The sequence below is a fragment of the Corynebacterium sp. genome (assembly GCF_012837295.1).
In the GTDB taxonomy this organism is placed as follows: Bacteria; Actinomycetota; Actinomycetes; order Mycobacteriales; family Mycobacteriaceae; genus Corynebacterium.
Genome location: NZ_DURI01000144.1, coordinates 1 through 21,092 on the forward strand (window position 1 = coordinate 1; position 21,092 = coordinate 21,092).

Sequence of the window (21,092 nt, forward strand, 5' to 3'; positions counted from 1 at the left end):
GAGCCGCTGGACCCGGCCAGCCCGGAGTCGGCGCGGCCGTGGGGGTATTCGCTGGTCATCGACGGCATCGCGGGTCTCGGCGGTGCGGGGGCGCTGCGGGAGAAGGCCGCGCGGATCGTGCGGGTGGCGGCGAAGAACCACGCGCGGTTCCTGGCCATCGACGTCCCCTCGGGCGTCGCCGCGGACACGGGCGCGGTCGAGCCGGGCGCGTCGATCGCCGATCCGCAGTGGGAGCCGGGCGACCCGGATGAGCCGTCGCCGCGCACGTTGGATCTGCCGGGCCACGTCACCGCCGACGTCACCGTGACCTTCGGCGGTCTGCGCTTCGCCCATGCGCTGTCCGATCAGTGCGGCGAGGTCGTCGTCGCGGACATCGCGCTGGACGGCGACAGCCCCGAGCTCTACCTGCTGCCGAAGGAGAAGTGGCCCGCGGGCGCGGAGGCCGGCCGCAGCCTGCACGGCCAGCTGCACCGGGACCTGGCCAGCGACGCCGCCGACGGCACCACGCCGACGTGGACGTATTACCGCTCCCTGGCGGTGCCGCCGCGCAACGCCTTCACGTGGCCGACGCTCTACGACGTCAATCCCGGCGACGTCTGGACCTCGGTCGGCGATCATCCGCGCCCGCCCCGCCCGGGTTTCCCGCGCGATCTGGAGCCGGGCGCGGACGACGACAAGTATTCGGGCGGCGTCGTCGGCATCTGCGCCGGCGGCGAGCGCTATCCGGGCGCGGGCGTGCTGGCCACCATGGCGGCCGTGCGCGCGACGTCGGCGATGGTCCGCTACGTCGGTTCCGGGGCGTCGGAGGTGGTGCGCGCGCTGCCGGAGGTGGTCGCGCATCCCTCGCTTGACGACGCCCGCCGCGTCGACGCCTGGGTGGTCGGTTCGGGCCGCGGCACCGACGATGCGGCAGCCGTGGAGCTGTCGGAGTTGCTGGGCCGCGACGAGCCCCTGCTCGTCGACGCCGACGCCATCACCCTGCTGGCGCAGCGCCCGGAGCTGCGCGAGAAGCTCGTCGCCCGTGACGCGGAGACGCTGCTGACCCCGCACGCCGGGGAGTTCCGCCGCCTGGCCGAGGCCATGGCGGGGGAAGAGGCCGGCGCCGACCGGTCGGCCGGGGAGATCCCCGATCCCGTCGAGCACCCCATCGACGCCGCGAAGGCAATGGCCACGGCCCTGGATTGCGTGGTCTTGCTCAAGGGCCGCCGCACGGTCGTGGCCATGCCCGCCGAGCACGGCCACCGCGCCGGAACGGTGCGCATCATCGACGCCGGCACCTCCTGGGCGGCGACGCCCGGCAGCGGCGACGTGCTGTCCGGCCTGGTCGGGGCGTGGATGGCGAAGGACGGCATGGCCGGGATCGCCCCCGCCGTGACCGTCCACGCCCGCGCCGCGGAGATCGCCGCGCGCACGCCCGCCGGGTACGCGCCGACGTCGGCGTCGCTCATCGCGGAGGCCATCCGGGAAGCCACCGCGGCACTGGCTGCGGAGACCGCGTGGCCCTCGGTGGCAGAATGACCGGCATGGACGCCGGACACGGAGACAACGCATCGGATGAACGGGACCTGACCGGGGAACGGGGCGCGCCCGCCGACGGGGACGTCGCGGCCGCCGATCCCACGTTCCCGGGCCTGCTCGCGCAGACGGTCGATCTGGCGGCGGTGCGGCACAACATCGCGGCGATCAAGAAGGCCTCCGGCGCCCACCGCCTGATGGCCGTGGTCAAGGCCGACGGCTACTCCCAGGGCGCCCCCGAGGTCGCATGCGCGGCGCTGAACGGCGGCGCCGACCAGCTCGGCGTGGCCACCCTGCAGGAATCGCTGGACCTGCGCGAGTCGCTGGAACTGCGCGGCACGTCGGCGACGATCCTCGCCTGGCTGTGGCACACCCACGAGGCCCTCGAGCTGGAGGCGGCCGTCGCCTCCGGCATCCACGTCGGCGTGCCGTCGGAGGAGCACCTCGCCGCCGTCATCGCCGCCGGCCGCCGCGCCAACGTCCGCCCGCGCGTCACCGCCATCGCCGACACCGGGCTCAACCGCTCCGGCATCTCGGTGGTCAACGGCACGTTCGAGCGCGTCGCGCCCCAGTTCGGCGAGGCCCACATGCGCGGCGAGATCGACTGCACGGGCGTGTTCTCGCACCTGGCCTGCGCCGACGAACCCGACAATCCCGCCAATGACATGCAGGCGGCCAGGTTCCGCGAGGCGGCCGAACTGCTGTCGAAGGCGGGCGTCGTCAAGCAGATCAACCACCTGTCCAATTCGCCCGGCGCCCTGACCCGCCCCGACCTGTCCTTCGACATGGTCCGCCCCGGCCTGTCCATCTACGGCCTCGAGCCCGTCGCCGGCCGCACCCACGGCCTGAAGCCCGTGATGCGGTGGGAGGCGCGGATTCCCGTGATCAAGGACGTCCCCGCCGGCGAGGCCGTCAGCTACGGCCGCACGTGGACCGCCGAGCGGGACACGCGCACGGCGATCATCCCCTGCGGCTACGCCGACGGCATGCTGCGATCGGCGTCCGGGAAGTTCGAGGTGTCCATCAACGGCGTGCGCTACCCGCAGGTCGGGCGCGTGTGCATGGACCAGTTCGTCGTCGACCTCGGGCCCGACGCTCCGGTGCGCCCCGGCGACGTCGCCGTCATCGTGGGCACGCGCGAGGGCGAGCCCACCGCCGACGAGCTCGCCGCCGCGGCCGGCACCATCAACTACGAGATTTTGACCGCACCTCGTGGCCGAACTCGCAGACGGCACCTGGGGGGCCTTGACTAAGATTGGCCCATGGCAGGAAATAGCGGGCGCGGCGCGATCCCCGGATGGGGACTCGTGGCGGGCGCGGGTGCGCTGGCCACGGCGGCCGGCGCGGGCGTCATCGGCTGGCGCGAGCACTGGCTCGCCCGCCACGCCCCGGCCACCCCGCCCGAGCTGCTGACCCTGGGCGACGCCACCTGGTCGGGGACCGTGGAGTCCCTCGACGGCCTGAAGCTGGCCGTCGTCGAGCGCGGATTCCAGACGGCGCCGGTGACCATCGTGTTCACCCACGGTTACTGCCAGCGCAAGGATTCCTGGTGCCTGCTGTCGCACCAGTTCCGCAAGAGCTTCGGCGACGAGGCGCGGCTGCTGTTCTGGGACCAGCGCGGCCACGGCGATTCCGATGACCCCGAGGCCGAGGCCTGCACCATCGGCCACACGGCCGCGGACCTGGCGAGCATCATCCGGGAGCGCATCCCGGCCGGGCGCATCTTCCTGGTCGGGCATTCGATGGGCGGCATGACCGTGATGTCCTTCGCCCGCCAGTACCCCGACCTGATGGAGCGGGTGTCGGGCGTGGCGCTGCTGGCCACGGCGTCGGCGGGCCTGTCCAAGGGCGGCATCCCGCAGATGATGCTCGGGCCCGTGGGGCAGGTGCTGACCAAGACCGCGAAGTCCCTGCCGCAGCTGGCCAATCAGGTCCGGCAGTTGGCCACGATCGGCGAGATGCCCTTCATCCGCGGCGCGTCCTTCGGGGACCAGCGGACGCCGCACGCGATCGTGCAGCTCAACGAGCAGATGATCGACGACACCTCGGCGACGACCATCATCAATTTCTTCGGCGCACTGCAGCTTCACGACGAATCGGAGGGTGTCGCGGCGTTGGAGGGTCATCCCGGCGTGGTCATCGCCGGGGACAAGGACCGGATGATCCCGTACGAGAGGGCCGTGGACATCATCGAGGGCTGGCCCGGCGCCCGCCTGGTGAGGGTGCCCGGCGCCGGCCACATGGTGCAGTTGGAGCAGCCGAAGCTGGTCGGCGAGACCATCGAGACCCTCGTGCGCGAGAACTGGCCGGTGTAGCGCCGCTCGCGTCGGCGGCGGCGTCGGACGGCGGAGTTCGAACCGGAGCGCAACGGTGGCGGAGCGGATCCGGGGTCGGCATTCACGGGCATTACGATGTCCCCATGACCTCCCGCCCCAGCACTTTCCCGGATTCCGGTGAGCGCGTCCTGCCGACCGCCGAGGACATGCGCGCCTTCGGCGAAGAACTCGGAGCCGCGCTGGTCGCCGGCGACCTGGTCATCCTCGACGGGCCCCTGGGGGCGGGCAAGACGACGCTGACCCAGGGCATCGCCGCGGGGATGGACGTCCGGGGACGCGTGACCAGCCCGACCTTCACCATCGCCCGCCATCACCGTGGGCTCGGCGGTGGCCCGGATCTGGTCCACGTCGACGCGTACCGGTTGTTCGGGGAAGAGGGACCGGAGAGCGAGAGCGCGTCCGGCCGGGGCCTCGACGCGCTCGACGCCCTGGACTCCCTCGACCTGGACACGGACCTGGAGGCCTGCGTCGTCGTCGCCGAATGGGGTGCCGGTCTGGTCGAGCAATTGTCGGATTCGCACCTGCTGGTGAGCATCGACCGTTCCGCGGCCGACGACTCCCGGAAGGTGACCTGGCGGCGGGTATCGTGACGGGCATGTTCGTACTCGCCGTCGACACGTCCACGCCGCAGGTCACCGCCGGTCTCGTCCGCGTCGCCGAGCTGCCCGGGGCGGATCTGGCCACCGGTGCCGTGGCGCCGATCATCGAGGAAATCGCCTCCGCCGGCCACGTCGACGCCCGCGCCCACAACGAGGTGCTCACGCCGCTGATCCGCCGGTGCCTGGACGATGCCGGGCTCAAGGGCGAGGCCGCCCGCGCGGTCGGCGCGGTCGTCGTCGGCTGCGGTCCTGGCCCCTTCACCGGCCTGCGGGTGGGCATGGCCACCGCCGCCTCCTTCGCCGATGCATGGGGCGTGCCGGCCCACGGCGCCTGCTCCCTCGACGCTCTCGCGCACCCCGGCGGGGAGCCGCTGCGGGGCGACGCGATGGCCGTCACCGACGCCCGCCGCCGCGAGGTCTACGCCGCCGCCTACCGCGATGGCCAGCGCATCTGGGGTCCCGCGGTAATGTCCGCCGCCGCCTGTGCCGAGGCCGTGCTCGAGGACGTCCCGGACTTCGAGCCCGCCCGCCTCGTCGGCGACGAGGCGAAGTGCGCCGACGTCCTCGCCGGTTTCGGGGCCGATGCCGCGAAGGCCGTCATCACCGCCGCCTACCCGACGCCCGCCGGTCTCATCGCCGCGGCCGTCGCCGAGCTGGCGCACGAGCACGACGAAGACGGCCCGGACGCAGACGGCGATGGGGAACCCGATCACGCCCCCTTCCGCGCCACCGCCGCACTCGCGGCCCCGGCCGCTCCGCTGGTGCCGCTGTACCTCCGGCGCCCCGACGCGACCCCGCCGAAGCCCAAGCCGAAGTCCCCTGCGATTCCGGACGTGGGCGTCGAAAAGCAGGAGACCCCGTGACCGCCGCGGGCCCCGGCGCCAACCCGGACCAGCTGCTCGCCGCGGCGACCTTCGGGCGGTTGGCGCAGGGCGCGGCCTCCGGGTGCGCGGCCCTGGAAGCGCAGATCTTCGCCGGCGACGACCCGTGGCCGGAATCCGCGTTCGCCTCCGAGCTGGCGAACCCCGGCAACCTCTACCTTGGCTGGGTCATCCCCGACGGAGGGGCGGCCGAAGGCGTCGACCGAGTGCTGGCCTACGGCGGCATCACGCGGCTGGGGCCGGAGTCCGCGCCGGAGTACGAGATCCACACCATCGCCGTCGACCCGGTGCTGCGCGGCCGTGGCCTGGGCCGCGAGTTGCTGGAGGCGCTGCTCGCCGCCGCCGACGCCGCGCCCGGGCCGGTGTACCTGGAAGTGCGCACGGACAACGAGCCGGCGATCGGCATGTACTCCACCCACGGTTTCGAGACCATGGGCGTGCGCAAGCGCTACTACCGCCAGTCCGGCGCCGACGCGTACACGATGTGCCGGCCCGCGGCGGGCGAGTCGTAGAATCCGGGCATGACCTCCAGCGCCGCCGCCCCGCACAGCCGCACGATCCTCGCCGTCGAGAGCTCCTGCGACGAGACCGGTGCCGCCGTCATGCGCGTGACCTGGGATGATGCCCTGCCCGCGGAGCAGGATGGCTCGGCCGACCGCCCGCGGGTGGAGACGCTGTCCGACGTCGTCGCCTCCTCGATGGAGCAGCACGCCCGCTTCGGCGGCGTGGTGCCGGAAATCGCCTCGCGCGCGCATTTGGAGGCCCTGCAGCCCGTGGTCCGCGAGGCTTTGCGACGCGCCGGGGACCAGCTCGGCCCCGAGACGGGGGAGGGGCGGTTCGTCCCCGACTGCGTCGCCGCCACCGTCGGACCGGGTCTGGCGGGCGCGCTGCTGGTCGGCTCGGCCGGCGCGAAGGCGTACGCGGCGGCGTGGGACGTGCCGTTCTACGGGGTCAACCACCTCGGCGGCCACGTGGCCATCGGCGCGCTCGACGGCGCGGACCTGACCAACGCCGTGGCGCTGCTGGTCTCCGGCGGGCACACCCAGCTGCTGCACGTGCGCGGCGCCGGGCGGCCGATGACGGAGCTGGGTTCCACGCTCGACGACGCCGCCGGCGAGGCGTACGACAAGGTCTCGCGGCTGCTCGGCCTGGGCTACCCGGGCGGACCGGTCATCGACCGGCTGGCCAAGGAGGGCGATCCGGCGGCGGTGAAGTTCCCGCGCGGGATGATGCGCCCGCAGGATTCGCGGCACGACTTCTCCTTCTCCGGATTGAAGACGGCCGTCGCCCGCTACGTCGAAGCCGCGGAAAAGGAAGGGCGCGTCATCGACATGGCCGACACGTGCGCGTCGTTCCAGGAGGCGGTGTGCGACGTGCTGACGTTCAAGGCCGTCCGCGCCGCGAAGGACGTCGGCGCGACGACGCTGCTGCTCGGCGGGGGAGTGGCGGCCAATTCCCGGCTGCGCGAGCTCGCCGCCGAGCGCTGCGCCGAGGCGGGCCTGACGCTGCACGTGCCGCCGATGCGGCTGTGCACGGACAACGGCGTGATGATCGGCGCGATCGCCGCCCACCTCATCGCCGCCGGCGCCGAGCCGTCGGGCTATGGCTGCGCCACGGATCCGTCGATGCCGGTGGAGGAGCCGATCGTTCTGGCCGGTGCGGGCAGCTAGAGGCGGCATCCGGCCGGCGCCGGAAACTAGCGCGGGAATCTAACGCCGGGGGATGTTGTCCTCGTCGGGTTCGCGGCCCTCTTCCCTCGCGCGGACGATCTCCTCGTCCTCGCCCTTGAGCCGGCCGATGAACATGCGCGCGACCACCGCGAATCCGACGATGAAGACGGCGATGGCGATCATCGCGATGACGAGGACTGACGTGGACATGAGGTGCTCCTGGGCGGAGGCGGCGCTCCGATCGGCGGCGGCGTACGTCACCCACGGTAACGGTGCCGCGGTTTCGGTGCCGCGCCGATAGCGGGGACCCCGCTGCGACGTCCGCGGCGGACGGCCGGGGCGCGGGCCGTCGTCAAGCAAACGCCCGCCGGGCCCTGCACCTGCCCATGTTGAGTGCTGGCACTCGCGCGGGTAGAGTGCCAGCAAGGTTGTTTGACACACAGTTGTTCACCCGCGACGACGGCTGTGCACGGCAGACCAACCGGCACAAGAACATCAACCAGGCGCCCGACGCCCCGCCCGACGAAAACGGGCCGCGGCGGGTGCCCCGCTCATGGAGGAATTCATCGTGGCGAACGTCAACATCAAGCCGCTCGAGGACCGCGTCCTGGTCCAGATCAACGAGGCCGAGACCACCACCGCGTCCGGCCTGGTCATCCCCGACTCCGCGAAGGAGAAGCCCCAGGAGGCGACCGTCATCGCCGTGGGCCCCGGCCGCTGGGCGGACGACGACGACCGCATCCCGATGGACGTCAAGGAGGGTGACGTGGTCATCTTCTCCAAGTACGGCGGCACCGAGCTGAAGTACCAGGGCGAGGAGTTCCTGCTCCTGTCCCAGCGCGACATCCTCGCCGTCATCGAGAAGTAAGGCGAAACCCACATGGCCAAGCTCATTGCATTCAACGAAGAGGCCCGCGAAGGCCTCAAGCGGGGCGTGGACACGCTGGCCGACGCCGTCAAGGTGACCCTGGGCCCCAAGGGCCGCAACGTGGTGCTGGACAAGGCGTTCGGCGGTCCGCTGGTGACCAACGACGGCGTGACCATCGCCCGCGACATCGACGTCGAGGACCCGTTCGAGAACCTCGGCGCCCAGCTGGTCAAGTCGGTGGCCGTGAAGACCAACGACATCGCCGGCGACGGCACCACCACCGCGACGCTGCTCGCCCAGGCGCTCGTCCACGAGGGCCTGCGCAACGTCGCGGCCGGCGCCAACCCGGTCGCCCTCAACCGCGGCATCGCCGCTGCGGCCGAGAAGACCGTCGAGCTGCTGAAGTCCAAGGCCACCCCGGTCACCGACTCCGCGTCCATCGCGCAGGTGGCCACCGTGTCCTCGCGTGACGAGGAGATCGGCGAGCTCGTCGCCGGCGCCATGGACAAGGTCGGCAAGGACGGCGTGGTCTCCGTGGAAGAGTCCCAGACCATCGCCACCGAGTTGCTGGTGACCGAGGGCGTGTCCTTCAACAAGGGCTACCTGTCCCCGTACTTCATCACCGACGTCGAGGCGCAGAAGGCGGTCCTCGAGGACGCGCAGGTGCTGCTCGTCCGCGAGAAGATCTCCTCCCTGCCGGACTTCCTGCCGCTGCTGGAGAAGATCGCGGAGTCGGGTAAGCCGACCCTGATCATGGCGGAGGACATCGAGGGCGAGGCCCTGTCCGCGCTGGTGATCAACGCCATGCGCAAGACCCTGAAGGTCGCGGCCGTCAAGGCCCCGTACTTCGGCGACCGCCGCAAGGAGTTCATGGAGGACCTGGCCGTCGTCACCGCCGGCACCGTGGTCACCGCCGACACCGGCATGCAGCTGAAGGAGGTCGGCCTGGAGGTGCTGGGCAGCGCCCGCCGCATCACCATCACCAAGGACGAGACCGTCATCGTCGACGGCGCCGGCACCGCCGAGGCCGTCGAGGAGCGCCGCCAGCACCTGCGCAACGAAATCGAGCGCACCGATTCCACGTGGGATCGCGAAAAGCTGGAGGAGCGCCTGGCCAAGCTGTCCGGCGGCGTCGCCGTCGTCCGCGTCGGCGCGGCCACCGAGACCGAAGTCAACGAGCGCAAGCTGCGCGTCGAGGACGCCATCAACGCCGCGCGCGCCGCGGTGCAGGAGGGCGTCATCGCCGGCGGCGGTTCGGTGCTGGTGCAGATCTCCCGCGAGCTGGAGACCTTCGCCGAGGAGTTCACCGGCGACGAGGCCGTGGGCGTCCGCGCCCTGGCCCGCGCGCTGACCAAGCCCGCCTACTGGATCGGCCACAACGCCGGCGTCGACGGCGCCGTGGTGGTCCACCACATCGGCGAGCTGCCGAACGGTCAGGGCTACAACGCCGCGACCGGCGAGTACGGCGACCTCATCGGCGCCGGCGTCATCGACCCGGTCAAGGTCACCCACTCCGCGGTGGTCAACGCCGCGTCGGTGGCCCGCATGCTGCTCACCACGGAGGTCTCCGTGGTGGACAAGCCCGAGGAGGAGGCGCAGGGCCACGGTCACGCGCACTAGTCGCGCGGGCACGTCCCCTTTGCTTGACGACGCCCCATCCGGCCGAAAGGTCGGGTGGGGCGTCGTCGTATATCGGCGGAACTAGACCAGAACGGTTTCGCGGACCTTGTCGCGGCGGCGGCGCGGGCGGCTGCGGAGGATCTCCGAGCGCTCCGCCTCGCTCATGCCGCCCCAGATGCCGTAGGGCTCGCCGACGGCCAGGGCGTGGGTGCGGCACTGCTCGAGCACCGGGCACGCCTGGCAGATGGACTTCGCGCGCATCTCGCGCATCGCCCGGGCGCGGCCCCGCTCACCTTCGGGGTGGAAGAAGACCGAGGAATCCGCGCCGCGGCAGGAACCGTGGAGCTGCCAATCCCACAGATCCGCGTTCGGTCCGGGAAGGTGGTCGATGTGCGTCATGGCCTGGAATCTCCTAGAGAAAGACACTCGTGTTTTGCGTCGAGCGCGGTTGGGCGCCGCAGGCGCGGCATCCGGTCGCGTCGGCCCCGGGTCGGGGCGTCCACGGCGGCCAGTGTCGGCCGGGATGGTGAACCGTCGGTTAAGTCCCGGCGACGCCCGGGCAGAATCGGGGCGCAGTTTGGGAGAACTTCTTGCCCATGCGGGATTTGACGGCCCCGCAAGTGGCGGGGATCACCGTTCGCGGGAATCTGCGGAACGCCGGGATGGGGGAATTTGCCGTGGGGTAGAATTGGTGCGCAATCGGCGACGGAGCACCAGGGCCGCGGACGTCTCACTCCGAGGCTTCCCGGTACCCCGAGCACCTCGAGGGCCCACCGCCCGCCGACCGCGACGACCGCCCGGCCCGGCGGCCGAAGATCCCCGCCGGAAACGGGGTGGGAAGGAATGGCACTGCATGGCCGACGATGACGTGGTCCGCGAATTGGTGCGGCGTGCCATCGACGGCGATGCGGTCGCGTTCGATTCCCTCATGCGCCACATCCACCCGCCCATCGTCCGGTACTGCCGTGCGCGCATGGGGGCGGATGGCGCGGTGTCCGCCGACGACGTCGCGCAGGAGACGATGCTGGCCGTGGCCAAGTCGCTCGACCGGTACACCGACCGGGGCCGGCCGTTCATGGCGTACGTCTACGGGGTCGCCTCCCACAAGGTCGCCGATGCCCACCGGGCGGGCGCCAGGGACCTCTCCTACCCCTATGAAACGATGCCGGATACCCCCGTCGCGGGGGGTGGGCCGGAAGATGCGGTGCTCCTGGGAGATGCCGGTAACGAAGTGAGCGCATTGCTCGATTCATTGAGTGACAAGGCCCGCGACATCATCATCCTGAGGGTGTTCGAGGGGCTGCCGGCCGAAGAGGTTGCGCAGCTCGTCGGCAGCACCCCCGGCGCGGTTCGGGTCGCCCAGCACCGTGCGTTGGCGAAACTTCGCGCGGTGGTGGAGGAAAAGGCGTCGCGGGAACGATCCGGGGAAGACCGGAGGGCCCGCTGATCATGGATTTTCGGCAGGACGAGCAGAACAAGGAGGCAGCGATGGGCGATCGCCGTGACCCCCGGGTGACCCGGCGGGACGACGCGGTGTCGGGCGTCGAACGCATGCCCACCCCGCAGGAGCTGGCGGCGGACGATCGTTTCCTCGATGCGCTCGCGTCCGGGCGCCGCGACGTGTGCGGCGCCGGCGTCTACGGCACCGACTCGTACCTTGCGTCGCTGATCGCGGACGCCCGTGCCGAGGCCGACGCCGAGCTGCCCCCGCTGCCCGTCATCGATCCGTCCGTCGCCGTGCCCGCACGGGATGTCGTGGACGTCGAGGTCGTCGCGGCCGAGGACGAAGTCGAAGCGGAACTCGGCGAGGCCGATTCCGATGGCCCCGGAACCTCGGGCGGTTCCGGTGCCGTCGTGGCGGGGCCCGCGGCGTGGTGGCGGCCGTCGCGCTTCGGCAGCGCGCTGATCGGCGCGGCCGCCTCTCTGGCCCTCGTCGCCGGCGGCCTGTCCGCCGTCCATTCCGCCGCCCCGGGCAGTGCCCTGTGGCCCGCGCGGGTGTCCATGTTCGGCGACCGTTCCGTGGAGATGGAACTGGCGTCGACGCTGGAGGAAGCCGATGCCGCCGGCCGGGCGGGCGATTCCGAGCGCGCCCGCGAACTCCTGGAGCGCGCCGAGCGCCTGTTGGCGGAGGTCAAGGAATCCGATCGCCCCGCGCTGGAATCGCAGATGCGCGAGACGGTGGAGCGCGTCCGCACCGTCACCCGCGCCCCGGAGACGGTGACCAACGAGCGCACCACCACCCACCGCGAAACGCGGACGGTGGAGCCGGGCGTGGTCACCCAGACCGAAATCCGCACCGAGACGGTCACCGAGACCGTGACGCAGTCGGTCGCGCCCTCGACGTCGGCGAACCCGGACGAGCCGGTCGGCTCGCCGCTCGTCAACGAGCATGTGCCGGTGCCGACGACGGACGCCGAGGAGATCCGTTCGGCGCTGCCGCAGGTTCCGGGGCAGTAGGCCCTGGGCGAACCCGGCCGCCCGGTTACGCCCCGCGGCGCCCGTCGATGAAGCCCGCGCAGTAATCCCACGGCGCGTAACGCGTCGGGTCGGGGTCGAACTGGGGCTCGTGGACGGGGGACTGCTGGCCGGCGAGAAGCAGGCGGTAGTGCGTCTCCAGGACGTCCCAGTTGTAGTAGTGCATCTCGGAGCAGTCGTCGCACATCATGCACACGCCCAAGAGCCCCTCGGGTACGAGGACGTTCCGGAACTGGCGCACGGACCGGAGATCCTCCAGGACCTCGACGCGCTCCTCGTCGGTCAGGGGCTCGAAGGGCTCGTCCGGGTCGAGCAGGTGCGAGGGGTCGTCGGGATCGCCCTCGAAGGGGTCACGCGGCATGGACGACCAGAAATCACGATTCACACCGCCCACCGTAGCGGGGGCCGGGGGCAAGTTACTACCCGTCCGACATTGGGATTACCCTGTACGGTAATCCGAACTTTCGGCGGCGCGACCAGGAGGACGACTATCCATGACGAACCCCACCGGAATCAGCTTGGGTGGCGATGACGCGGGCAAGATCCCGCTCATCGGCCTCACCTTCGACGATGTCCTGCTCATCCCCGATGCCTCGGACGTGATTCCGTCGGCGGTGGACACGTCCACCCAGCTGACGCGGGAGCTGCGTCTGAACGTGCCGATCATCTCGGCCGCGATGGACACGGTCACCGAGTCCCGCATGGCCATCGCGATGGCCCGCCAGGGCGGCATGGGCATCCTGCACCGCAACCTGTCGGTGGAGGATCAGGCGCAGCAGGTGGAGATCGTCAAGCGTTCCGAGGCCGGCATGGTGTCCAACCCGGTCACCTGCTCGCCGGACGAGACCATCGGCGAGGTCGACCAGAAGTGCGCCCGTTTCCGCATTTCGGGCCTGCCGGTCGTCGACGCCGACGGCAAGCTGGTCGGCATCTGCACGAACCGCGACATGCGCTTCGAGACCGACCCGAACCGCCCCGTGCACGAGGTCATGACGCCGATGCCACTGGTCGTCGCGGAGCAGGGCGTGTCCGGTGACGCCGCGCTGAACCTCCTGCGCACCCACAAGGTGGAAAAGCTGCCGATCGTCGACGGCGAGGGCAAGCTGACCGGCCTGATCACGGTGAAGGACTTCGTCAAGCAGGACCAGTACCCGAATTCCTCCAAGGACGGCTCGGGCCGTCTGCTGGTCGGCGCGGGCATCGGCACGGGCGAGGACTCCTGGGCCCGCGCGCATGCGCTCGCCGACGCCGGCGTGGACGCGCTCGTCGTGGACACCGCTCACGCCCACAACTCCGGCGTGCTGGAGATGGTGTCGCGCGTGAAGAAGGAGTTCGGCGACCGCGTGCAGGTCATCGGCGGCAACCTGGCCACCCGCGCCGCCGCGGAGGCCATGATCGAGGCCGGCGCCGACGCCATCAAGGTGGGCATCGGCCCGGGCTCCATCTGCACCACCCGCGTCGTCGCGGGCGTGGGCGCCCCGCAGATCACCGCCATCATGGAGGCGTCCGTCCCGGCGCGGAAGGCCGGCGTGCCGATCATCGCCGACGGCGGCATGCAGTTCTCGGGAGACATCGCCAAGGCGCTCGCCGCCGGCGCGTCGACCGTCATGCTGGGCTCGCTGCTGGCCGGCACCGCCGAGGCCCCGGGCGAGACCGTCGTGGTCAACGGCAAGCAGTACAAGATGTACCGCGGCATGGGCTCGCTGGGCGCCATGCAGGGCCGCGGCCTGACGGGCGAGAAGCGCTCGTTCTCCAAGGACCGCTACTTCCAGGCCGATGTCCTGTCGGAGGAGAAGCTGGTGCCGGAGGGCATCGAGGGCCGCGTGCCCTTCCGCGGCCACCTGGACGCGATCGTCCACCAGCTCGTCGGCGGCCTGCGCGCCGCGATGGGCTACACCGGTTCGGGGACGATCGAGCAGCTCAACGACGCCAAGTTCGTGCAGATCACGGCCGCCGGCCTGCGCGAGTCCCACCCGCACGACATCCAGATGACCGTCGAGGCGCCGAACTACTACCAGCGCTAGTTTCCCTCTCGCCGCCGCCCGCCCCGGGGTCCTTTCCCCGGGTGCGGCGGTGGCGGTGGCAGCGCCGACAAAAGGAATCCCACATTGCGTGACATGGTCGAAATCGGCATGGGCCGCGAAGCCCGCCGCACCTACGAGCTCGAGGACGTCGCCATCGTGCCGTCCCGCCGCACCCGTTCGTCGAAGGACGTGGACGCCCGGTGGAGCATCGACGCCTACGAGTTCGGTTTCCCGCTGATGATGCACCCCACCGACTCGGTCTCCGGGCCGGAGTCGGCCGCCGAGTTCGCCCGCCTGGGCGGTCTGGCGGTGCTCAACGCCGAGGGCATCTGGGCGCGCCACGAGGACGGCGACGCGGCGATCGCGAAGGTCGTCGAGGCCGCGTCCACGTCCGAGTGGCCGGCCGCGGAAGAGGCCAACAAGGTCCTCCAGGAGCTCCACTCGGCGCCGATCGACGAGGATCTGCTGGTCCGCCGCATCACCGAGCTGCGCGAGACCGGCGCCATCACCGCCGTGCGCGTCAGCCCCCAGCGCTGCCGCGAGCTGACGCCGCTGCTGGTCAAGGCGGGCATCGACCTGCTGGTCATCCAGGGCACCCTCATCTCCGCGGAGCACGTCACCTCCGACGGTGAGCCGCTGAACCTCAAGGACTTCATCGGTTCCCTCGACGTGCCGGTCATCGTCGGCGGCGTGGTGGACTACCGCACGGCGCTGCACCTGATGCGCACCGGCGCGGCCGGCGTCATCGTCGGCCCGGGCACCACCACGACCCCGTCGGCGCTGGGGATCGAGGTGCCCATGGCCACCGCCATCGCCGACGCCGCAGCCGCCCGCCGCGACTACCTGGACGAGACCGGCGGCCGCTACGTTCACGTCATCGCCGACGGCGGCATCGAGTCGGCGGGCTGCATCGCCAAGGCCATCGCCTGCGGCGCCGACGCCGTCGCCTTGTCTCAGCTCCTCGCCGACGCCGCCGAGGCCCCCGGCAAGGGCTGGCACTGGCCCTCGGCCGCCGCGCACCCGAAGTACCCGCGCGGTTACGTGGACAACCAGAACCTCGACGTCGAGGCCGTGGACGCGCCGACGATGGAGCAGCTGCTCTTCGGCCCCACCGCGGATCCCTTCGGCACCCGCAACCTGGTCGGCGGCATCAAGCGCGCCATGGCCAAGTGCGGTTTCACCGACGTGAAGTCCTTCCAGCGCGTGGACCTGTCCATCCACTAGGTTTCGCGCGCGCGAATTGCGCGACCGCTTTCGGGGCGGCTCCCGGGTTTCCCGGGGGCCGCCTCTTTTTCGCTTGTCGACGGCCACCGTTCCCGCGGCCCGCCCCTGCATTCGGGCGCGCCGATTAGGTCACCTGACCAAGTCGTCGAAAAGCGGTCCTGCTGTGCGCAAACGCTGCTAGCGTTGCCTCCGAAGAGGTGGCGCCACCAGCCCGGCCGCCACCCGAGGATCGCCGCCCCCGCAGCGGGCGGGAAGGGAAGTATGACGATGGGTGAGCGGCGCGATTACGACGTGCTGGTGATCGGCTCGGGCTTCGGCGGCTCCGTGGCGGCCCTACGGCTGACGGAGAAGGGCTACCGCGTCGGCGTGATCGAGGCGGGGCGTCGGTTCGAGGACCATGAGTTCGCGAAGACCAGCTGGCGGCTGAACAAGTACCTGTGGGCCCCGAAGCTGGGGCTGTTCGGCGTGCAGCGCGTGCACCTGCTCAAGGACGTGATGATCCTCGCGGGCGCCGGCGTCGGCGGCGGCTCCCTGAATTACGCGAACACGCTGTACAAGCCCCCGTCGCCGTTCTTCGAGAACGAGCAGTGGGCGGGCATCACCGACTGGGAGCGCGAACTGACGCCGTATTACGAGCAGGCGCGGAAGATGCTCGGCGTGGTGGACAACCCGACGGTGACGCCGTCGGACCGCGTGTTCAAGGAGGTCGCCGACGACATGGGCGTGGGCGACACGTTCCGCCCGACGCCGGTGGGCGTGTTCTTCGGCGCGAAGACCGGCGGGGAGGGCGAGCCCGGCGAGCTGGTGCCGGACCCGTACTTCGGCGGCGCCGGGCCCGACCGTGCGGCGTGCACGGAATGCGGCGAATGCATGACGGGCTGCCGCCACAACGCGAAGAACACGCTGCTGAAGAACTACCTGTACCTGGCGGAGAAGGGCGGGGCGCACATCATCCCGCGCACCACCGTCCGCGAGCTGCACCCGCGGGCCGACGGGTCGTGGGACGTCGTCGCCGAGCGCACCGGCGCGTGGGTGAACAAGCGGCGCCGGACGCTGACCGCCGATCACGTCATCGTCGCGGCGGGCAGCTGGGGCACGCAGAACCTCCTGCACCGGCAGCTTTCCGACGGCCACCTGCCCAACATGTCGCCGCGCCTGGGCCATTTGACGCGGACGAACTCCGAGGCGATCCTCGGCGCGATGCGCCCCACCCTCGACCCGGAGGCGGACTACTCGGAGGGCGTGGCCATCACGTCGTCGTTCTTCCCCGAGCCGCACACCCACATCGAGCCGGTGCGCTACGGCAAGGGCTCCAACGCCATCGCGCTGCTGCAGACGCTGATGACCGACGGCGGGCCGGGCGGGCCGCGCTGGTGGAAGCTGATCAAGGACGTGTCGAAGGACCCGAAGGTCGCGCTGCAGCTGCTCAACCTGCGCAAGTGGTCGCAGCGCACCGTCATCTCGCTGGTGATGCAGAACTCCAGCAACAGCCTGACCACGCACCTGCGCGCGTGGGGACCGCTGCGGATGCTGTCGTCGAGCCAGGGCGAGGGCGAGCCGAACCCGTCGTGGATCCCCGTCGGCAACGACGCCACCCGGCGGGTGGCGGACAAGATCGGCGGCATCGCCGGTGGCACGTGGGGCGAGATTTTCAACATCCCGCTGACCGCCCACTTCATCGGCGGCGCGCCGATCTCGGAGTCGCCGGAACGTGGCGTCATCGACCCGTACAACCGTGTGTGGGGCCACCCGACGCTGCACATCACCGACGGCGCGGCCATGCCGGCCAACCCCGGCGTCAACCCGTCGCTGTCCATCACCGCCATCGCCGAACGCGCCGCCGCGCTGTGGCCGAACAAGGGCGAGGCCGACCCGCGACCGGCCCAGGACGAGGCCTACCGCGACGTCGCCCCGGTGGCGCCCGTCGCCCCGACGGTGCCCGCCGGCGCCCCGGGCGCACTGAATCTGGGGATGCCCACCCGCAGGTGACGGTGGAGGGACACCACGCGGGCGTCGTCAAGCATGATGCCGACCCGGAGCGGGGGCGGAGCCGAAAACGGCCCGCCCCCGCGGGTGCGCTAAGATCGCGGTGTGTCTGAACAGGTAAATCACCCCGTACTCGTCGTCGACTTCGGCGCTCAGTATGCGCAGCTCATCGCCCGCCGCGTCCGCGAGGCCAACATCTACTCCGAGGTCGTGCCGCATGACGCGCCGATCGAGGAAATCCGCGCCAAGAACCCGCGTGCGCTGGTGCTTTCCGGCGGCCCGTCCAGCGTCAACGAGGACGGCGCCCCGGCGCTGGACCCGCAGCTGCTGGAGCTGGGCATCCCGGTGTTCGGCATCTGCTACGGCTTCCAGGCCATGGCCCGCGCGCTGGGCGGCACCGTCGCCGCCACCGGCGACCGCGAATACGGCCGCACCACGCTGACGGTGGAGGGCGACGACGTGCTCCACGCCGGCGCCCCGGAGAGCCACGAGGTGTGGATGAGCCACGGCGACGCCGTGTCCGTCGCCCCCGAGGGCTTCACCGTCACCGCCACCACGAAGGGCGCGCCGGTCGCGGCCTTCGAGTGCCGCGAGCGCAAGATGGCCGGCGTGCAGTACCACCCGGAGGTCAATCACTCGCCGTACGGCCAGCAGGTGCTGCAGCGCTTCCTCACCGAGATCGCGGGCCTGGAGCAGAACTGGACCGCCGCGAACATCGCCGAGGAGCTGATCGAGGGCGTGCGCGAGCAGGTCGGCGAGGGCCGCGCGATTTGCGGCCTGTCCGGCGGAGTCGATTCCGCCGTCGCCGCCGCGCTGGTGCAGCGCGCCATCGGCGACCGCCTCACCTGCGTGTTCGTGGACCACGGTCTGCTGCGCCAGGGCGAGCGTGAGCAGGTCGAGACCGATTTCGTCGCCGCGACCGGTGCGAAGCTGATCACCGTCGACGACCGCAAGGTCTTCCTCGACGCGCTGGCCGGCATCACCGACCCGGAGACCAAGCGCAAGACCATCGGCCGCGAGTTCATCCGCTCCTTCGAGCGCGCCGTGGCCCAGGCTCTGGAGGGCGCGCCGGAGGGCGAGACCGTGGACTTCCTGGTCCAGGGCACCCTGTACCCGGACGTCGTCGAGTCCGGCGGCGGGTCCGGCACCGCGAACATCAAGAGCCACCACAACGTGGGCGGCCTGCCGGACGACGTCGAGTTCACCCTCGTCGAGCCGCTGCGCCTGCTGTTCAAGGACGAGGTCCGCGCCGTGGGCCGCGAGCTGGGGCTGCCGGAGGCCATCGTCGGCCGCCAGCCGTTCCCGGGCCCGGGCCTGGGCATCCGCATCATCGGCGCCGTCGACGAGGAGCGCCTGGACACCCTGCGCCGCGCCGACGCCATCGCCCGCGAGGAGATGACCGCCGCCGGCCTGGACGACGTCGTCTGGCAGTGCCCGGTGGTGCTGCTCGCCGACGTCCGTTCCGTGGGCGTGCAGGGCGACGGCCGCACCTACGGCCACCCGATCGTGCTGCGCCCCGTCACGTCCGAGGACGCCATGACCGCCGACTGGACGCGCGTGCCCTACGAGGTGCTCGAGCGCATCTCCACCCGCATCACCAACGAGGTCGCGGAGGTCAACCGCGTGGTCCTGGACATCACGTCCAAGCCGCCGGGAACCATCGAGTGGGAGTAGGCGCGGGGTAGTTGGGGTGTAACCCTCCCGCGTGCGTGAGCCGGTCCCGGTTTCCGGGGCCGGCTTTCGCGTTCCCGGGGTGCTTTACGACGCCGCCGTGCCCCGCGCTTCGGCCTCCACGCGAGGTTAGGTCGGGCTATGCTCTCGGGCATGAGCATCGTGAAGATCAACGCCATTTCCGTTCCCGAGGGCGCCGGCGAGGAGCTGGAGCGCCGCTTCGCCGCCCGCGCCGGTTCCATCGACGGCCAGGCCGGTTTCGAGGGTTTCCAGCTGCTGCGCCCCACCGCCGGCGAGGACCGCTACTTCGTGGTCACCCACTGGGCCGACGAGGAGTCGTACGTGGCCTGGCGCGACGGCGACGCCCGCGCCGCGCATGCGGGTAGCCACGGCAAGCCGGTGGCCAGCGGCGCGAACCTGCTGGAGTTCGACGTCGTCATGGACGTGCCGGGCAAGAAGTAGCCGCCTCCCTCCGCCCCGGCCTTCCCGGGGCGCCGTTTCAACCGCCGCCCGTCGGGTCGGCGGTTTTCGCGTTCCCGAGGGGTGACCGGGGCTGTTGACGGGATTCCCGCCATGCGCATACACTTTCGAATGTAGGAAGCATGTTCGATGGTCGGGGAGGTCGCCATGTCCGCGTTGCGTGCCGTGCCGGACCTGTCCGGCCTCAACCGCGAGGACACCGTCGCCGCGCTGCGGAAGTCGATGGCGGGCTTGGGTGCCGCCGTCCCCGAATCCGCCGGTGACGTCGATGAAGGGTATGGCCCCGGCGGCGGCATCGGCGATGGCGACGGCGAGATTCGGTCAGTTGCCTCGGAAGATTGGCGCGACGGTGGCGTTCGCGGGAGTGGTCGGCGCGTGCCGGAAGGTCGCGTTCCCGTTCCTGCGGGGCTGTCGGGGCTTCTCGACGGCGGCCTGCTCAAGGGCGCCGTCAGTTCCATCGACGCCGCCGGCGCGGTGGTGGCGGGGATCCTCGCCGAAATCACGGCGGCTGGCGGGCATGTCGCGATCGTGGGCGTCCCGGAGTTCTCCCCGCTGAGCATCATCGAACATGGTGGCGACCTCTCGCGGGTGCTCGACGTCCCGGAACCCGGCGAATCACCGCTCGAAGTGGTGGGGCTGTTGGCGGATGGGGTGGACGTGGTCGTCGTAAAGCTGGACCGTACCCCGCCGCCCTCGGCCGCCCGTCCCGTGATGGCGCGGCTGCGGGGCTCCGGGTGCGCCCTGCTGCACGTCGGCGAGGGATGGCCGGGCGCGAAGGTGGCGGTGGCGTCGCGGGTGACGGCGATCCACGGGCTCGGCGCGGGGCACGGGCGCATCCGCGGGGTCGAGTTTCACGTCACCGCGCGCGGGGCGGGGCGGCCCGAACGCGGCGTGCGCTGGACCGTCGGGGACTGCCCGGCGTCGGAGGCGGCGGCCGCGGCGTGGGATGGCGACGACGTCGGTGGCGGCGTCGGTGGCGCAGCGGATGGTGGGGCGGGCGCGACCGTCGCCGAGTTCCCGCTGCGGAGAGCCGAGTGATGCGGATCCTGGGCCTGTGGTTGCCGGACTGGCCGATCCAGGCGGCGCGGTCGTCGGGGGCGGCGGGCGATGCCGGGCCGGCGGCGCCGATCGCCGTCGTGGAGGACACGACCATCGCGGCCTGCTCCGATGCCGCGCGGCGGGCGGGCGTGCGGCGCGGGCAGGGGCGTCGTCATGCGCAGGCGGCGTGCCCCGATCTGGTGGTCGTCGACGAGGATCCGGCTCGAGACGCGCGCGAGTTCGAGCCGGTGCTCGCCCGCATCGGCGACGTCGCCGCGGGCGTGGAGGCGCTGCGCCCGGGGCTGGTGGTCCTCGGCGCCGACGGCCCCGCGAAGTATCACGGGGGCGAGGCGCGGGCGGTGGAGATGCTTCTCGACGCCGCCGCGCTCGCCGGAGCGGACTGCCTCGCCGGAATCGCCGATGACGTGATCACCGCGGTGCTGGCGGCGCGCCGCGGGGTTCAGCTGCCCGTCGGCGGCGGCCCGGAGTTCCTGCGCGGGGTGTCGTTGGCGGAGGTCGCCGCGGAATCGGCGCTGGACTTCCCCATGGAGCTGGGCCGGGCGTGGGTGGATCTGGGGCTTCGGACGCTTGGCGACGTCGCGGCCCTGCCCGCACGAGACGTGGCCGGGCGTTTCGGCGCGGAGGGTGCGCGGTGGCGGAAGGTCGCGGCCGGTGAATTGGAGCGGCGGGTGTCGCCGCGCACCC

Annotated in this window: 21 protein-coding genes; 18 read left to right on the top strand and 3 right to left on the bottom strand. The window is 71.6% G+C overall.

The window, feature by feature from the left end; genetic code table 11:
• The 7 genes from GX015_RS04860 to tsaD form a co-directional block, all read left to right on the top strand.
• Positions 1 to 1,518 (top strand): bifunctional ADP-dependent NAD(P)H-hydrate dehydratase/NAD(P)H-hydrate epimerase (locus GX015_RS04860; protein ID WP_291343210.1); only part of this gene is annotated, 1,518 nt, incomplete at its 5' end.
• A 5-nt stretch (positions 1,519 to 1,523) separates the two neighbouring features.
• On the top strand, positions 1,524 to 2,768 hold the full coding sequence (gene alr / locus GX015_RS04865) for an alanine racemase (RefSeq protein ID WP_120984266.1): 1,245 nt from the start codon (positions 1,524 to 1,526) through the stop codon (positions 2,766 to 2,768).
• A 9-nt stretch (positions 2,769 to 2,777) separates the two neighbouring features.
• Positions 2,778 to 3,830: an alpha/beta hydrolase gene (locus tag GX015_RS04870; protein ID WP_291343212.1), complete on the top strand. Its 1,053-nt coding sequence runs from the start codon at positions 2,778 to 2,780 to the stop codon at positions 3,828 to 3,830.
• A gap of 104 nt (positions 3,831 to 3,934) precedes the next feature.
• A complete protein-coding gene (locus GX015_RS04875) occupies positions 3,935 to 4,441 on the top strand; it encodes a tRNA (adenosine(37)-N6)-threonylcarbamoyltransferase complex ATPase subunit type 1 TsaE (protein WP_291343214.1) in 507 nt (168 codons plus the stop codon).
• Positions 4,442 to 4,446: 5 nt separating this feature from the next.
• Complete coding sequence (gene tsaB / locus GX015_RS04880; RefSeq protein ID WP_291343215.1) at positions 4,447 to 5,313, top strand: tRNA (adenosine(37)-N6)-threonylcarbamoyltransferase complex dimerization subunit type 1 TsaB; 867 nt, start codon at positions 4,447 to 4,449, stop codon at positions 5,311 to 5,313.
• A gap of 59 nt (positions 5,314 to 5,372) precedes the next feature.
• Positions 5,373 to 5,843: a ribosomal protein S18-alanine N-acetyltransferase gene (rimI, locus tag GX015_RS04885; RefSeq protein WP_291343246.1), complete on the top strand. Its 471-nt coding sequence runs from the start codon at positions 5,373 to 5,375 to the stop codon at positions 5,841 to 5,843.
• A gap of 9 nt (positions 5,844 to 5,852) precedes the next feature.
• A complete protein-coding gene (gene tsaD / locus GX015_RS04890) occupies positions 5,853 to 7,001 on the top strand; it encodes a tRNA (adenosine(37)-N6)-threonylcarbamoyltransferase complex transferase subunit TsaD (protein ID WP_291343217.1) in 1,149 nt (382 codons plus the stop codon).
• A gap of 39 nt (positions 7,002 to 7,040) precedes the next feature.
• Here tsaD and GX015_RS04895 read toward each other — a convergent pair whose 3' ends face one another.
• Positions 7,041 to 7,211: a hypothetical protein gene (locus GX015_RS04895; protein ID WP_291343219.1), complete on the bottom strand. Its 171-nt coding sequence runs from the start codon at positions 7,209 to 7,211 to the stop codon at positions 7,041 to 7,043.
• A 358-nt stretch (positions 7,212 to 7,569) separates the two neighbouring features.
• Here GX015_RS04895 and groES point away from each other — a divergent pair, with 358 nt between their 5' ends.
• Both groES and groL read left to right on the top strand, forming a co-directional pair.
• Entirely contained in the window at positions 7,570 to 7,869 is a 300-nt protein-coding gene (gene groES / locus GX015_RS04900) for a co-chaperone GroES (RefSeq protein WP_046650030.1), read from the top strand.
• A 12-nt stretch (positions 7,870 to 7,881) separates the two neighbouring features.
• Positions 7,882 to 9,489 carry a chaperonin GroEL gene (groL, locus tag GX015_RS04905; RefSeq protein WP_291343221.1) on the top strand — a complete coding sequence of 536 codons (1,608 nt, stop codon included), beginning with the start codon at positions 7,882 to 7,884 and terminating at the stop codon, positions 9,487 to 9,489.
• Positions 9,490 to 9,570: 81 nt separating this feature from the next.
• On the opposite strand, the gene GX015_RS04910 is transcribed toward groL, so the two are convergent.
• Positions 9,571 to 9,888 carry a WhiB family transcriptional regulator gene (locus tag GX015_RS04910; protein ID WP_291343227.1) on the bottom strand — a complete coding sequence of 106 codons (318 nt, stop codon included), beginning with the start codon at positions 9,886 to 9,888 and terminating at the stop codon, positions 9,571 to 9,573.
• A 454-nt stretch (positions 9,889 to 10,342) separates the two neighbouring features.
• Here GX015_RS04910 and shbA point away from each other — a divergent pair, with 454 nt between their 5' ends.
• Both shbA and GX015_RS04920 read left to right on the top strand, forming a co-directional pair.
• On the top strand, positions 10,343 to 10,936 hold the full coding sequence (shbA, locus tag GX015_RS04915; protein ID WP_291343229.1) for an RNA polymerase sigma factor ShbA: 594 nt from the start codon (positions 10,343 to 10,345) through the stop codon (positions 10,934 to 10,936).
• Positions 10,937 to 10,938: 2 nt separating this feature from the next.
• Complete coding sequence (locus tag GX015_RS04920; protein ID WP_291343231.1) at positions 10,939 to 11,946, top strand: hypothetical protein; 1,008 nt, start codon at positions 10,939 to 10,941, stop codon at positions 11,944 to 11,946.
• A 25-nt stretch (positions 11,947 to 11,971) separates the two neighbouring features.
• Here the strand turns inward: GX015_RS04920 and GX015_RS04925 are convergent, their stop codons facing one another.
• Positions 11,972 to 12,349: a DUF5319 domain-containing protein gene (locus GX015_RS04925; protein ID WP_291343233.1), complete on the bottom strand. Its 378-nt coding sequence runs from the start codon at positions 12,347 to 12,349 to the stop codon at positions 11,972 to 11,974.
• Between the two features lie 109 nt (positions 12,350 to 12,458).
• Here GX015_RS04925 and guaB point away from each other — a divergent pair, with 109 nt between their 5' ends.
• The 7 genes from guaB to GX015_RS04960 all read left to right on the top strand — a co-directional run.
• Positions 12,459 to 13,988 (top strand): IMP dehydrogenase, encoded by a 1,530-nt coding sequence (guaB, locus tag GX015_RS04930; RefSeq protein WP_291343235.1) that lies wholly within the window; start codon positions 12,459 to 12,461, stop codon positions 13,986 to 13,988.
• 84 nt (positions 13,989 to 14,072) lie between these two features.
• The gene (locus tag GX015_RS04935) at positions 14,073 to 15,212 is read left to right on the top strand and encodes a GuaB3 family IMP dehydrogenase-related protein (RefSeq protein WP_291343237.1); all 1,140 of its coding nucleotides are present in this window, start codon (positions 14,073 to 14,075) and stop codon (positions 15,210 to 15,212) included.
• Positions 15,213 to 15,479: 267 nt separating this feature from the next.
• Positions 15,480 to 17,201 (top strand): GMC family oxidoreductase, encoded by a 1,722-nt coding sequence (locus GX015_RS04940; protein WP_291343238.1) that lies wholly within the window; start codon positions 15,480 to 15,482, stop codon positions 17,199 to 17,201.
• A 102-nt stretch (positions 17,202 to 17,303) separates the two neighbouring features.
• Positions 17,304 to 18,872 (top strand): glutamine-hydrolyzing GMP synthase, encoded by a 1,569-nt coding sequence (guaA, locus tag GX015_RS04945; protein ID WP_291343240.1) that lies wholly within the window; start codon positions 17,304 to 17,306, stop codon positions 18,870 to 18,872.
• Positions 18,873 to 19,022: 150 nt separating this feature from the next.
• The gene (locus GX015_RS04950) at positions 19,023 to 19,331 is read left to right on the top strand and encodes an antibiotic biosynthesis monooxygenase (protein ID WP_291343242.1); all 309 of its coding nucleotides are present in this window, start codon (positions 19,023 to 19,025) and stop codon (positions 19,329 to 19,331) included.
• Positions 19,332 to 19,496: 165 nt separating this feature from the next.
• Positions 19,497 to 20,387 carry a hypothetical protein gene (locus GX015_RS04955; protein ID WP_291343243.1) on the top strand — a complete coding sequence of 297 codons (891 nt, stop codon included), beginning with the start codon at positions 19,497 to 19,499 and terminating at the stop codon, positions 20,385 to 20,387.
• Positions 20,387 to 21,092: DNA polymerase Y family protein (locus GX015_RS04960; protein WP_291343244.1), on the top strand; the 706-nt coding region annotated here is incomplete at its 3' end. The genes GX015_RS04955 and GX015_RS04960, both read left to right, overlap by 1 nt.

What these genes read in the sequence shown, in the direction of transcription:
- alr (WP_120984266.1), top strand. Translation starts at nt 1,524, where the DNA reads ATGGACGCCGGACACGGAGACAACGCATCGGATGAACGGGACCTGACC.
- GX015_RS04870 (WP_291343212.1), top strand. Translation starts at nt 2,778, where the DNA reads ATGGCAGGAAATAGCGGGCGCGGCGCGATCCCCGGATGGGGACTCGTG.
- GX015_RS04875 (WP_291343214.1), top strand. Translation starts at nt 3,935, where the DNA reads ATGACCTCCCGCCCCAGCACTTTCCCGGATTCCGGTGAGCGCGTCCTG.
- tsaB (WP_291343215.1), top strand. Translation starts at nt 4,447, where the DNA reads ATGTTCGTACTCGCCGTCGACACGTCCACGCCGCAGGTCACCGCCGGT.
- tsaD (WP_291343217.1), top strand. Translation starts at nt 5,853, where the DNA reads ATGACCTCCAGCGCCGCCGCCCCGCACAGCCGCACGATCCTCGCCGTC.
- GX015_RS04895 (WP_291343219.1), bottom strand. Translation starts at nt 7,211, where the DNA reads ATGTCCACGTCAGTCCTCGTCATCGCGATGATCGCCATCGCCGTCTTC.
- groL (WP_291343221.1), top strand. Translation starts at nt 7,882, where the DNA reads ATGGCCAAGCTCATTGCATTCAACGAAGAGGCCCGCGAAGGCCTCAAG.
- GX015_RS04910 (WP_291343227.1), bottom strand. Translation starts at nt 9,888, where the DNA reads ATGACGCACATCGACCACCTTCCCGGACCGAACGCGGATCTGTGGGAT.
- shbA (WP_291343229.1), top strand. Translation starts at nt 10,343, where the DNA reads ATGGCCGACGATGACGTGGTCCGCGAATTGGTGCGGCGTGCCATCGAC.
- GX015_RS04920 (WP_291343231.1), top strand. Translation starts at nt 10,939, where the DNA reads ATGGATTTTCGGCAGGACGAGCAGAACAAGGAGGCAGCGATGGGCGAT.
- guaB (WP_291343235.1), top strand. Translation starts at nt 12,459, where the DNA reads ATGACGAACCCCACCGGAATCAGCTTGGGTGGCGATGACGCGGGCAAG.
- GX015_RS04940 (WP_291343238.1), top strand. Translation starts at nt 15,480, where the DNA reads ATGGGTGAGCGGCGCGATTACGACGTGCTGGTGATCGGCTCGGGCTTC.
- GX015_RS04950 (WP_291343242.1), top strand. Translation starts at nt 19,023, where the DNA reads ATGAGCATCGTGAAGATCAACGCCATTTCCGTTCCCGAGGGCGCCGGC.
- GX015_RS04955 (WP_291343243.1), top strand. Translation starts at nt 19,497, where the DNA reads ATGTCCGCGTTGCGTGCCGTGCCGGACCTGTCCGGCCTCAACCGCGAG.